This is a genomic window from Thermus sp. KWY1 (assembly GCF_057547025.1).
Genome location: NZ_BAAJPG010000010.1, coordinates 50,974 through 63,859 on the forward strand (window position 1 = coordinate 50,974; position 12,886 = coordinate 63,859).

Below are 12,886 nucleotides of genomic sequence, written 5' to 3' on the forward strand. Positions count from 1 at the left end.
GGCCTTATCTTCCCCGGGACCCGCTTAAGATGCAAGGGTTCACCCGATAACCTAAACCCTCGGGTGCCCTTCATAGAAACCCACCTCCCACTTCCCAAGACATGGAAAGGCTCCGGCACCTCTACGCCGAATAGCAGCTTCAAGTTAAGCTGCTGACACTCCAACAAACGCGCACAACTGGCCCACCTCGGAACCAACCTACCCGACAGGGCAATTGCTGTGAGCTTTGCGCTAAACATGGGGTTGCGCACGTAGGGTGCAACGCTAGCACCCACCACGAACCGCAGCTAGGCAGTTTTATTTTTGGGCGACCACCTGTGCCAGAACAATTCGTCCTTCCTCTAAATTGCGGCGCTGGTTCCGCGCCATAACCTGAAAATCGGGCCCGAGAAGTACATGGAAACCGAGCGGCGGCAATCCCTCTTTGCGGATCTCTTCTTCTAGAGCGACAAACCAGGCACGTGCGGCCTGGGTTGGATCGGACCAAGCTGCGATGTTAAACCCAGCCTCCATGAGCAAGTTGCGCAATTCATTGGGCGTCAAGAGAAAGCTCGATTCCGGGGTACGCGCCCAAGGGACTGGGAAAATCACTGGGCCAGCATCTCCGGCGAGCACGTCGTAGATCGCGAGCATACCACCCGGCTTGAGAACGCGGTACATCTCCCGGTACAGTTTCGGTTTGTCCGGGATGTTCATGGCAACATGCTCTGTCCATACGATGTCAAACGAAGCGTCCGGAAAAGGCAGGCTTGTCGCGTCGCCTTGGCGGTAGCTGACAAGCTCGGAAAGACCCATTAGGTCCGCAAGCATAGCGGCGGTACGACAGTACTCGTCGGTCAGGTCGATGCCAGTAACACGGCACCCGTATTCCCAGGCAAGACACCGCGATGTACCTCCAATTCCGCTTCCTATGTCAAGTACATGTTTCGAGGAGTCGACCCCTGTAGCCTGAGCAAGCTCCAGCGTTGCTGCCCGACCGCGAATGTGAAATTCATCAATGGGTGCCAAGTCTTCTGGCGTGAGTTGCTTCAAATTCTTTCCTGCTTTCTCGAGTGCGGTGAGGACAAAACTGCTCAGATCAGAGCGAGTGTAGTGCGCCTGAACAGACTTGTTGACTTTCCTCGGGATTCTCATAGTCCCCTCCTTCGTTGGACTGCCTCATACTCCGGGCTTCGCTCATGCAGTGAGTAACGGAATGCGTCGGGTCCAAGCACGTGTTTTTCGACGTGCATAAAATTAACTTCTTGCTGAAAGCAGTTTCAGAATTCTCAGCCAAGTCTTGTCCCCCTTGCGTCGGGGACGCCGGACAAGGCTCATTCTTGTCGCCTTACGACGTCCGCCAGCTCGATCAACACGTTCAACCACCCAAGCATCATGCCCAGAATGGATGGCCGCCACGTCCGCCGGACCGAATTCCATCTCGGTGCGATCATCCATCCGCACCTGTTGCCGTCGTGCAAGAAAGATCTTCACATGGAACCGCTGGCAGCCATCGTCACCAACGATTGGCCTGGCATGCTTGGACCACTGCCAGCCAAGCTCAAGGGTTTCCCAGTAGACTGTAAATCCCCTGACCGTGAGGACCTCGATCTTAACCTTCTCAAATAGTTGCCCTACCTCGTCTGAGGTATCAGAGCTCTTGCCTCTGATCTTTTGGATGTTCCCTGGCACGATTTCGTTCCCTTCTTGAGAGTAGATCTGAATGTTCAACCGTTTCCCCTACCCAATCCGATTAGCGTTGTTTCACCTCTCACCTCCTCATCCCAAGGGCGGCCCCACGAACTCGATGCCATAGGTCTGGGCAATCTTCGTAACCCGCTCCATTTCTCCGGGACTAGGTGGGCCGGTGGGAGAAGGCAATGCCTCCCGCTCCGCTGGCCGGCTCATGGCCCGCACAAAGCGCTCAAAGTCCCGGTGGGCGGTGACCGTGACCCAGCGGGCCCCCTCGGGGGACTCCACCCGGTAGGTGTGGGGCACCCCCTTGGGGGCCAGGATTTCCTGAAAGGGTAAAACACGCCGGGAGGTATCCCCCACCAAAAAGCGAACTTCGCCTTCCAGGACGATGACGACCTCGTCCTCGGTGTGGTGGATGTGCAAGGGGAGCGAATCCCCATAGGGAGCCCAGTGCTCCAGGACGGAGAGGCCATCCTGGCCCTCCACCTCCGAAACCCACACCCGCACCAAGGTGTTGAAGAACCAAAGAGCCTGCATACTTCCTCCTTAGGCACCAAAGGGGCGGATAGCCCGCCCCTCGATCAGAGAGCCTGTCTAAATCCTCCTCATGGGCAGTACTTCGTATGGTCCGTGTGGGATACGAAGTAGGCGTGGATGTCGTAGTGGGGTACCTCGTAGCCCTCGTGGCCCTTGGGCAGAAACTCCATGTCCACATGGTCGATGGCATACCCCTTTAGGGGCCGCAGTACCTCGGTCCAGGACTTGCCAGCGGCGAAGTCAGTCTGGGAAACCATGATCTCCACGAACACCACCTTCTCCCCCATGACCCCGTAGATGGGGCCAAAGGGAAGGTCCGAGGGCTTAGCCCAGTGCTCGCCCATGCCCGGTACACAGGGGGTAAGCTGGACTGTACCCTCCGGCAACCCCAGACGTTTGGCCTTTTCCCCAGCCTGCTGGGCCAAAACCCCGACCAAAAACCCCAACGCTACAATCCCTAGTACGAAAACGTCCCGCTTCTTCATCGCGCTCCTCCTGACCCAGCGGTGAACCCAACCAGGTACGGTTAGGCTAGAGGGTCCCGGATGACTGGAGGATGACAGGTTCAGTTAGGTAAGTTTCCTCTGCCGTAGCTCCTCTCCATCTCCCCTTCTCCCCTTCTCCCCTTCTGATCCACCATTGTGCGAACGACCAAAACCAACAAGAAACTCTTAGGGCCGTGGTTATGTAAGAAAGCGGGTGCTCCTACTGCCGCTCTTTTTGGTAAACAGTTTGGGACATTCCCAGTATGCGAGGGGCTACCCAACACCCTACGCCCCGCTTTCCTTTCGAAGCGAGTCAACTGCCTGTGTTATAAGCCCACCAATCTAGTTAAGTCAAAGCCGCGTGACGTAAAAGGCGTGCATCGGGTCGCCTTCCAGATGATGGACTTGGATGCTGGAGAATCCAGCCTCTTTCAAATATTCCTGCGCCATTTGTTCCCCCCACATGGTTCCCAGTCCTTCGCCACCTTGGGCCAGTGAGACCGTCATGCAGTGCATAAGCGATACCCCGTACAGCGCAGGTCCGAACGGGTGATCGAGGTTCTCTTCCAAGTGGCTGGAAGCCGCCATATCCATCATCAGGAAAACGCCTTCCGGACGCAGGGCACGGGAGATGTTGGTCAGAACGACCTTGGGCTTGGCAAGATCGTGAATGACGTCAAAGGCAGTCACGAGATCGAACTCCCCTGGCAACCCAGCGGCGATGTCAGCGACCTCAAAGCGCACGTTCGGGAGCTTCCAACTAGCCGCCTCGGTGCGTGCAGCCTCGATGCCCTCAGCCGAAAAATCCACGCCCACAAAACGGCTGTTAGGAAACGCACGGGCCATCACGTTGACGGCATGCCCCTGTCCGGTCCCTATATCGATCACGTCAATGCCGGAACGCAAGCGCCCCACTATCCCCTCTGCCAAGGGCAAGATCACCTCCACCAACGCCGTGTCGTACAAGGCTTCGCTCTCCTCAGCCTGAAGCCGTTGAAAGTCGGGATACTTCTCATAGCCAACGCCTCCGCCTTCCTTGAAGGCACGGATAACGTCCCCCTCAACGACGGAAAGTAGCCGGATGTACTGTGTGAAAAAGGCGAGATTGTTCGCGCCGGCGGATCGCGTGAGGAAAGCGGCGTGTTCGGGAGGAAGTGCGTAGGTCTTGCTGATCGGGTCATACGAAACGATCTGCCCCACAACCATGCCCCCTAACCATTCCCGCACGTAGCGCTCCTGAAGCCCAGCGGCTTGCGCAATGGCGTCGCTGGTTGCCGCCGGCATTTTGGCCATGGTGTCGAAGAGGCGGGTCTGATGCCCGATGCTCACCAGCATTCCCAAGAATGCGTCATTGAGCATTGTCACCATCCTCCCGGCAAAAGCCTCTGCCTTCGATTGATCCATCGCTTCGTTCATTGTCCACCTCCGAAATCGGTTGCCGAACAAACACACCTGCACCCAACCCTTTTCTTCCCCACACCGTTACCCAGCGGTGAAGTCAGCCAGGTAAGACCAGCCTAGAAAGGCCTGGATGACTGGAGGATGACAGGTTCGGGCGGTTCAGGGCAGGTACATGCCGAAGCCAAGGCCGACCCCCTCGAGGCTCCTGCGGTCTGCAGGGCTTAGGGTTTCCGGGGAAATCCGCTCCAAGAGCGCCTGCGCCACCGGTTCCCCAAGCCGCAAGGCCGCCACCGCCACCTGGACCAGAGCCCGCGGAGCTCCCTCTAGGTCCTCGGCCACGGCTAGGGCTTCCATCAAGGCCTGCCGGGCAGCCTCCTTATCGTCCAAAGCCAGGAGAGCCTGGCAGGTATACGCCAGGCCCAAGCAGGCATAGGCCCGCCCCAGGTGCGCACCCGGACGTTCAGCGAGAAGCTCCAGCGCCAACCGCGGCTCGTGAGCCTCCAGACAAGCCCGGGCCATCACCAACGCCAGGTACTCGCTCACGTCGAAGGGCCCCAGAGCCCGAGTAGCCTGAGCCAGTTCCCAGTGGGCCAGGGGCTCACCCCGCTCCACGTCGGCCCCCACCAGAAAGGCCGCCACCAGGACCCGCCAGTAGGGATCCTGCCCCTGAGCCAGGTGGAAACCCTCCTCCAAAAGGGCGTAAGCCTCCCTAAAACGGCCCCTATGGGCGTAGAGCGCCCCCAGATAGGCCAGGATGCGGATGCGGTGGCGGGCATCGGGATGGTCCAAGGCCAGTTCTGGCTCCAGGAGGTGTATGGCCTCACCAACCTTACCCAATCCCCACAGGACCGCAGCGTAGGCGGTTCGGGTCAGGTGCAAAAGCTCCTCGTCCTCTATCTTGTGCGCCAGAAGGTAGGCCTTTCGGGCGTAGCCTGCCGCACGAAGGGGATCGCCAATGGCGAGGTAGGCCCTAGCCCGCAGGGCCTCTACCCGCACCCTGAGGGGTAAGGAACCGTCCAGTAGATCCGCCAACAAGGCATCCGCCTCACCATAACGCCGCTCCTCACGGCAGATGTCGGCAAGAAGGAGCTGGGCTTCAACCCGTGTAGCTCCCTCCAGATCGCTTCGCCGATCTTGGCTGTGACTAAGAGCCTTCTCCAGCATGGCCCTGGCTTCGGCATAGAGGGCCCGTGCCTGATAATCCCGTCCAGCAGCCAGCCAAAAACGAGCAGCCACCTCTTCCCTGCCTCCCTCCAACCAGTGCTGGGCGATGCGGGCAGGATGGGCCCCGGCCTCCTCGAGGGCCCGGGCCACCTGGCGGTGCAAGTGGGCTTGCAGGGGAACAGGGATGCGTTCCTTAACCGCCTCCAGGAGGAGGTCGTGGGCGAAGCGCCCTTGCCGCAAAATCTGGGCGGCCTCGAGCTCAGCCCACGGCCGGGCCAGCTCCAGGGGAGCGCACTCAAGAACACCGGCAGCCAACTCCAGGCTCAGGTCTTCCCCTAAGATGGCTGCCACCTGTGCCAGGCGCAGGGCTGCCGGGGAAAGGAGCCCCAAGCAGCGCGCCACCTGCTCCCTGGCCCGCTGGGAGGTTGGAAGATGACCGGGCGCCTCTGGCCCCTCCCCCAGCTCCCAAAGCACACGCAGGGTTTCCAGAAGGAAAAAGGGAATGCCCCCGGTATAGCGGAAAAGGGCAGGTGCAAGCTCCGTAGGCGATAGGTTTGGAAGCTCCAAGGAGGCCAAAAGCGCTTCCACATCACCGGGCTGAAGGGGATCGAGGAGGATCCGCACCGCCAACCCCGCCTGCACCAACCCATCCACAGTAGCCTGCGCTTCAGCTGAAAGCTCCCCCTGGCGGTAGGCGCCGAGGTAGTGGCGAGGGCCGGAAGCATCAAGGGCAAGCTTCGAAAGCATGTAGGCCCACGCCTCGGCACTTGCCGCATCCAGGTACTGCAAATCGTCCATCACCAAAACCCCCGCTTGCCTCCGGAGCTCCCCCACCGCCTCGGCCATGGCGGCAAAGAGACGGATGCGGTCGGCAGGATCCCTCCAGGGAAGTGGGTCCAGAGGAAAGAGGTCGGGAAGGATACGGCTTAACTCCCGCCGCACCCAAGAAGGCAAGCGCAGCCCGGGAGACTCCCCAAAAGCTTCCCGCAAAGCGCGGGCATAAAAGGCGAAGGGCGTGCCCTTATCCCCCGGTAGGGCTGACATCCAGACGTAGGAACCCTTTCGGCTAGCAAAGTCCCGCAGAAGCCGCGTCTTGCCTATACCTGGTTCACCGGCAATAAACACCAGCTTCCCCGCTTCCCAGGCTTCCTCTATCTGGACCAAGGCCTGCTCGCGGCCCACCAGCACCGGGGGTTGCCAAAGGACAAGAGGGATCTCCCGCCTTAGCCGCCCACCTGCCCCAGGCAGAACGGCTCCCCGCTCGATGACCTGAACCAGGGCCTGGGTTTCGGGTAGGGGATCCACTCCCAGCTCCCGCTTAAGCCGCTCCCGGCCGTGATGGTAGGCGGACATGGCCGCTCCCCGGTCGCCCCGGAGGTAGTAAAGGCGCATCACCCGGCGAAGGTGCTCCTCCGAGAAGGGGTCCGCCTCCGCAAGGCGCAGGGCCAGGGCTAAAGCCTTGCGCAGCTCACCCTCCTCCTCCAGGCGCCTCGCCTCGGATTCCAAAGCCTCCCGCCATAGGCCAGATAGGTGCTCCCGCTCGGCCTGAAGCCAGTCGGCAAAGTCGGGACAGTCGTCGTAATCGTAGCCCCCTATTAACTCGCCCTCGAGGTCCACCGCCTCGGCGTATTTCCCCTGTAGGGTGGACAAGATAAGCCGGGTAACATCGGCTTCCAAGTCCTCCGCAAGCTGGAGGGTTCCTTCACCCCTTACGGCCTCATACCCGCCCACCGCCCTGCGGAGCCTCCGCAGGGACTGGACCAGGTTGTTGCGGGCAGCCCGCTCATGGGTTTCCGGCCAAAGCAGGCCCGCGAGCTTGGAACGGGGCGTGGGGCCCTCGAGGGCCAAGTACGCCAGCACCCCCGCCACCTTGCGCTCCAAAGGTATCCAAGACTCCCCTAGCCCCAGGGTAGCCCTTCCCAACAAGCGGAGGTGGGACTTGGCCATCTTCCCCCTTGATTCCCCCCAGTATAGACCCGCCCCCCCGTGCGTGTAACGCCCGTGTAACATTCGCACCCTAACCTGGTAGCAGATGGTCGTGCACAGCCTTGGGGTTTACCTGCCAGAAAGCCGCGTTACCGCCGAGGAGATTGCAGCCTGGACCCATCTGCCTGCCGAGGTGGTGCGGGAAAAGCTGGGCATCCTGGAAAAACCCGTACCGGGACCCAAGGACCACCCCGCCGACATGGCGCTATGGGCTGCCCAGGCCGCCTTGGGCGCAGCGAACCTTCCCGGGGAAGCGGTGGACTGGGTGATTTCCATCGTGGAGGAATTTAAGGATTACCCCGTCTGGACCACAGCTCCTTACCTGGCCCTGGGCCTTGGGGCCTCGAGGGCCAAGGGGCTAGACCTCAACCAGAAGTGCGCCTCCCTTATGGGGGCCTTGGAGGTGGCCCGGGGGCTTTTCGCCACCCACAAGGAGGTGCAGGTGGTCCTGGTGGCGGGGGGCTACCGCAACGGGGACCTGGTGGACTACCTGGACCCCAACACCCGCTTCCTTTATGACCTGGCCGCAGGGGGTGCTTCCCTGGTCCTCACCCGAAAGGGCCCGGGGTTAAGGCTTCTGGGCCTCGCCCACCGCATGGACCCAACCCTGGCCCTGGCGGTCAAGGTGCCCGTGGGCGGCACCCGCAACCCCTTAACCCCGGGCAACCTCTCGGCGTTCCGCCTCCGCGTGGAGGACCCCGAAGCCATGAAACAGCGGTTGGACGCCACCTCTATTCCCACCTTCCTGGAAGTAATACGGGAAGCCCTGGCAGAAGCAGGGTACACCGAGGCCGATCTGGATTACCTGGCTCTGCTCCACATGAAGCGCTCAGCCCACCGGGCGGTGCTGGAGGGCCTGGGGCTAAGGGAGGAGCAGTCCATCTACCTGGAGCGCTTTGGCCACCTGGGCCAGCTGGACCCCATCCTCTCCCTGAACCTGGCCTGGGAGAAGGGGCTTTTGCGGGAGGGAAGCCTGGTAGCCCTGGCCGCGGCGGGCGTGGGCTATTTCTACGGGGCAGCGGTACTCCGCCTGGAAGGAGGGCTTCATGCTTGAGCCCAACTGGCTGGGATGCCTTGCCGCCTACCATCCAAGGCGCCAGGCGGTCTGGTTCCGTGGGGCATGGCTGACCTACGCCGAGCTTTACCAAAGGGCGCAAAGGGCCGCCGGAACCCTCCGGGACCTGGGGGTGGGTAAAGGGGACCGGGTGGGTCTTCTCGCCTGGAACCACCCGGCGTACCTGGACCTCCTCTTCGCCGGCCCCCTCCTCGGGCACATCCTCACCCCCTTCAACCACCGCCTCAGCCTTCCCGAGCTCCAGGCCCTTTACACCTATACCGAGCCCCGGGCGCTCTTGTATGGGGAGGGCTTCCAGGAAATCGCCCAGGCCCTGGATCCTAGGGCCCTGCCCCTCGAGGTTCTCCTCGAGGGGGCGGAAATAGAGGAAGCCGCCCGGGTAGGGCTGGAAGACCCCGCCCTCCTCCTCTTCACCGGAGGCACCACCGGCCTGCCCAAAGGAGCCCTGATCCCCTACCGCCAGCTCCTGGTTAACGCCGTCCAAACCGCCTTCTCCTGGGGACTTTCCCGGGAAGATCGGTACATCGTAGCCACCCCCATGTTCCACGCTGCCTTGAACGCCCTGGCCACTCCCCTCCTCTACCTGGGCGGGAGCGTGGTGATCCAGGAGCGTTTCCGGCCCGAGGAGTACCTGGACCTCGCCCTGACCCACCGCCCCACCCTCCTCTTCCTGGTACCCACCATGTTCCAGATGCTCTTGGAAACCCCGGGCTTCGCCGAGGCCGATCTCTCCTTCGTGCGTTTCGCCATCTCCGGCGGGGCTCCTTGTCCGGCCCCGGTCCGGGAAGCCTTTCGCAGGAAAGGCGTCCGCTTCAAGCAGGGGTACGGCCTCACCGAATGCGGGGTGAACTGCTTCACCCTGGAGCTGGAGGAAGCGGAGGCGTATCCCGAAAGCGTGGGCCGGCCCATGCCCCACCTGAAGGCCCGACTGGTGCGGGAGGATGGGCAGGAGGCCAAGGCAGGGGAAACCGGAGAACTTTGGCTTTCGGGAAGCGTGGTCATGAAAGGGTATTTCCGCCGCCCCGAGGAGAACGCCAAGGTCTTTGTCCACGATGGGGAAAGGCTCTGGCTCAGGACCGGGGACCTGGCCTTTCAGGATGAGGGGGGGCGTTTCTACATCGTGGGACGCAGGAAGGAGATGTTCATTTCCGGAGGGGAAAACGTCTACCCCGTGGAGGTGGAAAGGGCCCTATACGACCACCCGGCGGTGCGGGAGGCAGCGGTGGTGGGCGTGCCGGATCCCAAGTGGGGCGAGGTGGGGGTGGCCTTCGTGGTCCTGAAGGAACCCCTGGAGGCGGAAGCCCTCCGCGCCTTTCTCCGGGAGCGGCTGGCGGGGTACAAAGCACCCAAGCACATCGTCTTCTTGCCGGAGCTACCCAAGTCCGGGCCCGGGAAGGTGCAGAAGGAGGCTCTGAAAAGGATGTGGGAGGCGGAACATGGCCAGGCTTAGGTACCGCGTGGAGGGAGAGGGGCCAAAGGTGGTGCTCCTCAACGGGCTCTTCCAACGCCTGGAAAGCTGGGACCCCGTGGTGCCCCTCCTTGGGGGCTACACCCTCCTCCGCTACGACATGCGGGGCCAGGGGGAAAGCGAGGCCCCCGAGGGCCCCTACACCCCAAAGGCGCACGCTCAAGATCTCCTTGCCCTCTTGCAGGAACTGGGCTGGGAGGAGGCCTCCTTGGTAGGTCTTTCCAACGGGGGCATCGTGGCCCTGCAGGCCGCCCTCATGGCTCCTACACGCTTCCGAAGCCTGGTCCTGGCCTGCACCACCCCCTACCTGGACCCCGCCCTAAGGGCCAAGGTGGGTAGCTGGCTGCACGCCCTGAAGACCGGAGGCACCCCCTTGCGCCTAAGGGTAGCCCTGCCTTGGGTCTATGGGGCAGGCTTCCTCAACGCCCATCCCGAGCTCCTCACGGAGGAAGGCCTCGCTTCCCTTATCGCCCAGGCACCGGACGAGAGGGCCCAGGAAAGGCTCCTTCTAGGGTTTCTCAGCCTCGAGGACCTCAGGCCCCGCCTTCACAGCCTGGCCCTGCCCGCCCTGGTCCTCTACGGGAAGGAGGACCTGCTCTTCCCCAAGCCCTACGCCCAGGCCCTGGCCGAGGCCCTGGGAGCGAAGCTTCAAGCCCTGCCCACAGGCCACGCAGCCCCCCTGGAGGATCCCTTGGCCTTCGCCCAAGCCGTGAGGAAGTTTATGGAGGAAATCCATGCTTAGCTGCCTGGAAAGCGGAAAGGGAGTCCCCGTGGTGCTGGTCCATGGAAACTTTGCCTGCAAGGAGTGGTGGCGGGAGGTTTTGCAGAACCCTCCCGAGGGGACCTGGCTTCTGGCCCCCGACCTCCCGGGTTTCGGGGAAAGCCAGGCACCCCGGGATTTCACCCCTTCCATCCCCGCCTACGCCCAGGCCCTAAGGGCCTTCCTCCGGGAAAAGGATGCGGAAGAAGCGATCCTGGTGGGCCACTCCCTGGGGGGTGCGGTGGTGATGGAAGCGGCGGGCGAGAAGACCCGGGGACTCGTCCTCATCAACCCCGCCCCGCCCTCCGGGTTGCAAACCCCTGAGGCCTACTACCCTATCCTGGAAGGTTACCGGCACAACCGGGAGGCCCTGGCCCAGGCCCTGGCGGCCATGGCGCCCACCCGCAGGCCTTCCTGGTTTCCTGAGCTGGTGGAGAAGGCGCAGGGGATGCACCCCGCCCACTTCCAGGGCAACGCCCGGGCCCTGGCGGCCTGGCGGCTGGAAAGGGCCTATCCCGGGCCGGTCCTGGTGGTCTACGGCACCCTGGACCCCCTCGTCACCCGGGTTATGGCGGAGGAAACCGCAGCCTTCTTCCCCAGGGGGAGGCTTCTTGTCCTCGAGGGGGTGGGCCACTCGGTGAACCTGGAAAGCCCGGAACTCTTGAAAGACATTCTGAAGGACTTTGTAAAGGAGGTATACGGTGAGGTTCAAGGTAGGGGATAGGGCCAGTTACACCCAGACCATCTCCGAGGCCCACGTGGCCCTCTTCGTGGGGGCGGTGGGGGACACCAACCCCCTGCACGTGGACGAGGCCTATGCCAAAGGAAGCCGCTTCGGCAAACGCATCGCCCAGGGCATCCTGGTGGCGGGCCTCATCTCCACGGTGATCGGCACGAAACTGCCGGGCACCGGGGCCATCTACCTCTCCCAGACCCTGCGCTTCCTTAAACCCACCTACCTGGGGGACACCATCACCGCCACCGCCATCGTCAAGGCGGTGCGGGAGAGGGAGAAGGGCGGCCTGGTCCTCACCCTGGATACCTTCTGCGAAAACCAGCGGGGGGAGAGGGTTATCGAGGGTGAGGCGGTGGTGCTCTACGAGGAACCTACGGGCGCAAGGCCCTAGGGAAAGGAGGTACGGGATGCGAAAGGTGTTGGGATTTCTGGCTCTCGTGACAGGTCTGGCCTTTGCCCAGACCTCCCTGAAGGTGGGGGTCATCCTCCCCCTGTCCGGGGCTTCGGCGGTTTCGGGTAAGGCGGCGCTGAACGGCATCCAGCTGGCCGCCGACGAGGTGAACACCGCCGGCAAGGTCCGGTTGGTGCTGGTGGTGGTGGACGACGGCACCGATGCGGCCAAAGCCGTCCCTGCCTTCACCAAGCTCATGACCGTGGACAAGGTGGACATCGTGATCGGAGGCCTGGCTAGCGGCGTCACCTTTGCCCTTTCCGGCCCCGTGAAGCAGTACGGGCCCCTCTTCTTGGCCATCGGGGCCGCCAGCTCCGTGGTGGAGCAGGCCTTCGAGGGGTACCCCCTCCTCTTCCACTACCACCCCTGGGACTACCACAACGTGGCCGCCGCCCTGCAGTTCTTCCAGTACCTAAACCGGGAACATGGGGCAAGAAAGGTGGCCATCCTCTACGAGGATGGGCCCTTTGGTTCTGCGGGCATCGGGGTCTACAAACAGCAGCTGGAAAAACTGGGCTACCAGGTCCAGGCGGAACCCTTCAAGGCGGGAAGCGGCCAGTTCACCGCCATCCTCACCCGTTTCCGGGCCTTCGCCCCGGACATTCTCTATTGGATCGGGTACGACGTGGATGCCTTGCCCATCGCCACCCAGGCAAGGCAGGTGGGGCTCAGGCCCAAGCTCATCTACGGCGCCCCGCCCTCCTGGCCCATCGGTTTCGAAAAGAACCCGCTTTCCAATGACATCGCTGGCATGACCGCCTGGTTGCCCACGGTGGCCAACCCCGAGTCCCGTCGCTTCGTGGACGCCTACCGCAAGAAGTACGGGGAGGTCACGGAGGAATACATGGCCCCCATGGGCTACACCATTGTCAAGAGCCTGGCCCTGGCGGCGGAAAAGGCAGGTAGCGCCGACAAGAACCGCATCGCCGAGGCCTTGGCCAGCCTCAAGATGAACACCCCCTTCGGCCCTCTATCCTTTAAGCCCTCGGACACGGGCCGCACCAAGTACCAGGGGTTTGGTCCGGAGATCTGGTTCCAGTTCCAGTACCTGCAGGGAAGCCGCCGGCCCGTGTTCCCCAAGGAAGTGGCCACAAGGCCCTTGCGCTACCCCGGGGAGTACTACCTGAGATAAGGAGTTGGCGGGAAGAC

At 62.6% G+C, this 12,886-nt stretch carries 12 protein-coding genes; 6 read left to right on the forward strand and 6 right to left on the reverse strand.

The features are described 5' to 3' along the window. Positions 1 to 297 precede the first annotated feature (297 nt). The 6 genes from AC27GT_RS02710 to AC27GT_RS02735 form a co-directional block, all read right to left on the reverse strand. Positions 298 to 1,134 carry a class I SAM-dependent methyltransferase gene (locus tag AC27GT_RS02710; RefSeq protein WP_216640908.1) on the reverse strand — a complete coding sequence of 279 codons (837 nt, stop codon included), beginning with the start codon at positions 1,132 to 1,134 and terminating at the stop codon, positions 298 to 300. Positions 1,135 to 1,236: 102 nt separating this feature from the next. Then, positions 1,237 to 1,710 carry a cupin domain-containing protein gene (locus tag AC27GT_RS02715; RefSeq protein WP_172962553.1) on the reverse strand — a complete coding sequence of 158 codons (474 nt, stop codon included), beginning with the start codon at positions 1,708 to 1,710 and terminating at the stop codon, positions 1,237 to 1,239. Between the two features lie 48 nt (positions 1,711 to 1,758). Then, positions 1,759 to 2,211 carry a cupin domain-containing protein gene (locus AC27GT_RS02720; RefSeq protein WP_126218837.1) on the reverse strand — a complete coding sequence of 151 codons (453 nt, stop codon included), beginning with the start codon at positions 2,209 to 2,211 and terminating at the stop codon, positions 1,759 to 1,761. Positions 2,212 to 2,279: 68 nt separating this feature from the next. Further along, positions 2,280 to 2,696: a DUF5602 domain-containing protein gene (locus AC27GT_RS02725; protein WP_253665539.1), complete on the reverse strand. Its 417-nt coding sequence runs from the start codon at positions 2,694 to 2,696 to the stop codon at positions 2,280 to 2,282. A 351-nt stretch (positions 2,697 to 3,047) separates the two neighbouring features. Continuing rightward, positions 3,048 to 4,112, reverse strand: coding sequence for a class I SAM-dependent methyltransferase (locus tag AC27GT_RS02730; RefSeq protein ID WP_487223510.1), 1,065 nt, complete (start codon positions 4,110 to 4,112; stop codon positions 3,048 to 3,050). A 144-nt stretch (positions 4,113 to 4,256) separates the two neighbouring features. Continuing rightward, positions 4,257 to 7,208, reverse strand: a complete 2,952-nt coding sequence (locus AC27GT_RS02735; RefSeq protein ID WP_253269358.1) for an ATP-binding protein — start codon at positions 7,206 to 7,208, stop codon at positions 4,257 to 4,259. Positions 7,209 to 7,293: 85 nt separating this feature from the next. Here AC27GT_RS02735 and AC27GT_RS02740 point away from each other — a divergent pair, with 85 nt between their 5' ends. From AC27GT_RS02740 to AC27GT_RS02765, 6 genes are read left to right on the forward strand one after another with little or no spacing between them, the layout of a single operon-like run. Next, positions 7,294 to 8,301: a 3-oxoacyl-ACP synthase gene (locus AC27GT_RS02740; protein WP_126218783.1), complete on the forward strand. Its 1,008-nt coding sequence runs from the start codon at positions 7,294 to 7,296 to the stop codon at positions 8,299 to 8,301. Continuing rightward, positions 8,294 to 9,772, forward strand: coding sequence for a class I adenylate-forming enzyme family protein (locus AC27GT_RS02745; RefSeq protein ID WP_126218784.1), 1,479 nt, complete (start codon positions 8,294 to 8,296; stop codon positions 9,770 to 9,772). Before AC27GT_RS02740 ends, AC27GT_RS02745 begins: the two co-directional genes overlap by 8 nt. After that, the gene (locus AC27GT_RS02750; protein WP_054392379.1) at positions 9,759 to 10,532 is read left to right on the forward strand and encodes an alpha/beta fold hydrolase; all 774 of its coding nucleotides are present in this window, start codon (positions 9,759 to 9,761) and stop codon (positions 10,530 to 10,532) included. The genes AC27GT_RS02745 and AC27GT_RS02750 overlap by 14 nt, the downstream gene beginning before the upstream one ends. Continuing rightward, positions 10,525 to 11,274 carry an alpha/beta fold hydrolase gene (locus AC27GT_RS02755; protein WP_054392380.1) on the forward strand — a complete coding sequence of 250 codons (750 nt, stop codon included), beginning with the start codon at positions 10,525 to 10,527 and terminating at the stop codon, positions 11,272 to 11,274. The genes AC27GT_RS02750 and AC27GT_RS02755 overlap by 8 nt, the downstream gene beginning before the upstream one ends. After that, positions 11,252 to 11,677, forward strand: a complete 426-nt coding sequence (locus AC27GT_RS02760) for a MaoC family dehydratase (RefSeq protein ID WP_054392381.1) — start codon at positions 11,252 to 11,254, stop codon at positions 11,675 to 11,677. Before AC27GT_RS02755 ends, AC27GT_RS02760 begins: the two co-directional genes overlap by 23 nt. A gap of 16 nt (positions 11,678 to 11,693) precedes the next feature. Next, positions 11,694 to 12,869: an ABC transporter substrate-binding protein gene (locus tag AC27GT_RS02765; RefSeq protein WP_054392382.1), complete on the forward strand. Its 1,176-nt coding sequence runs from the start codon at positions 11,694 to 11,696 to the stop codon at positions 12,867 to 12,869. The last annotated feature ends 17 nt before the right edge of the window (positions 12,870 to 12,886 follow it).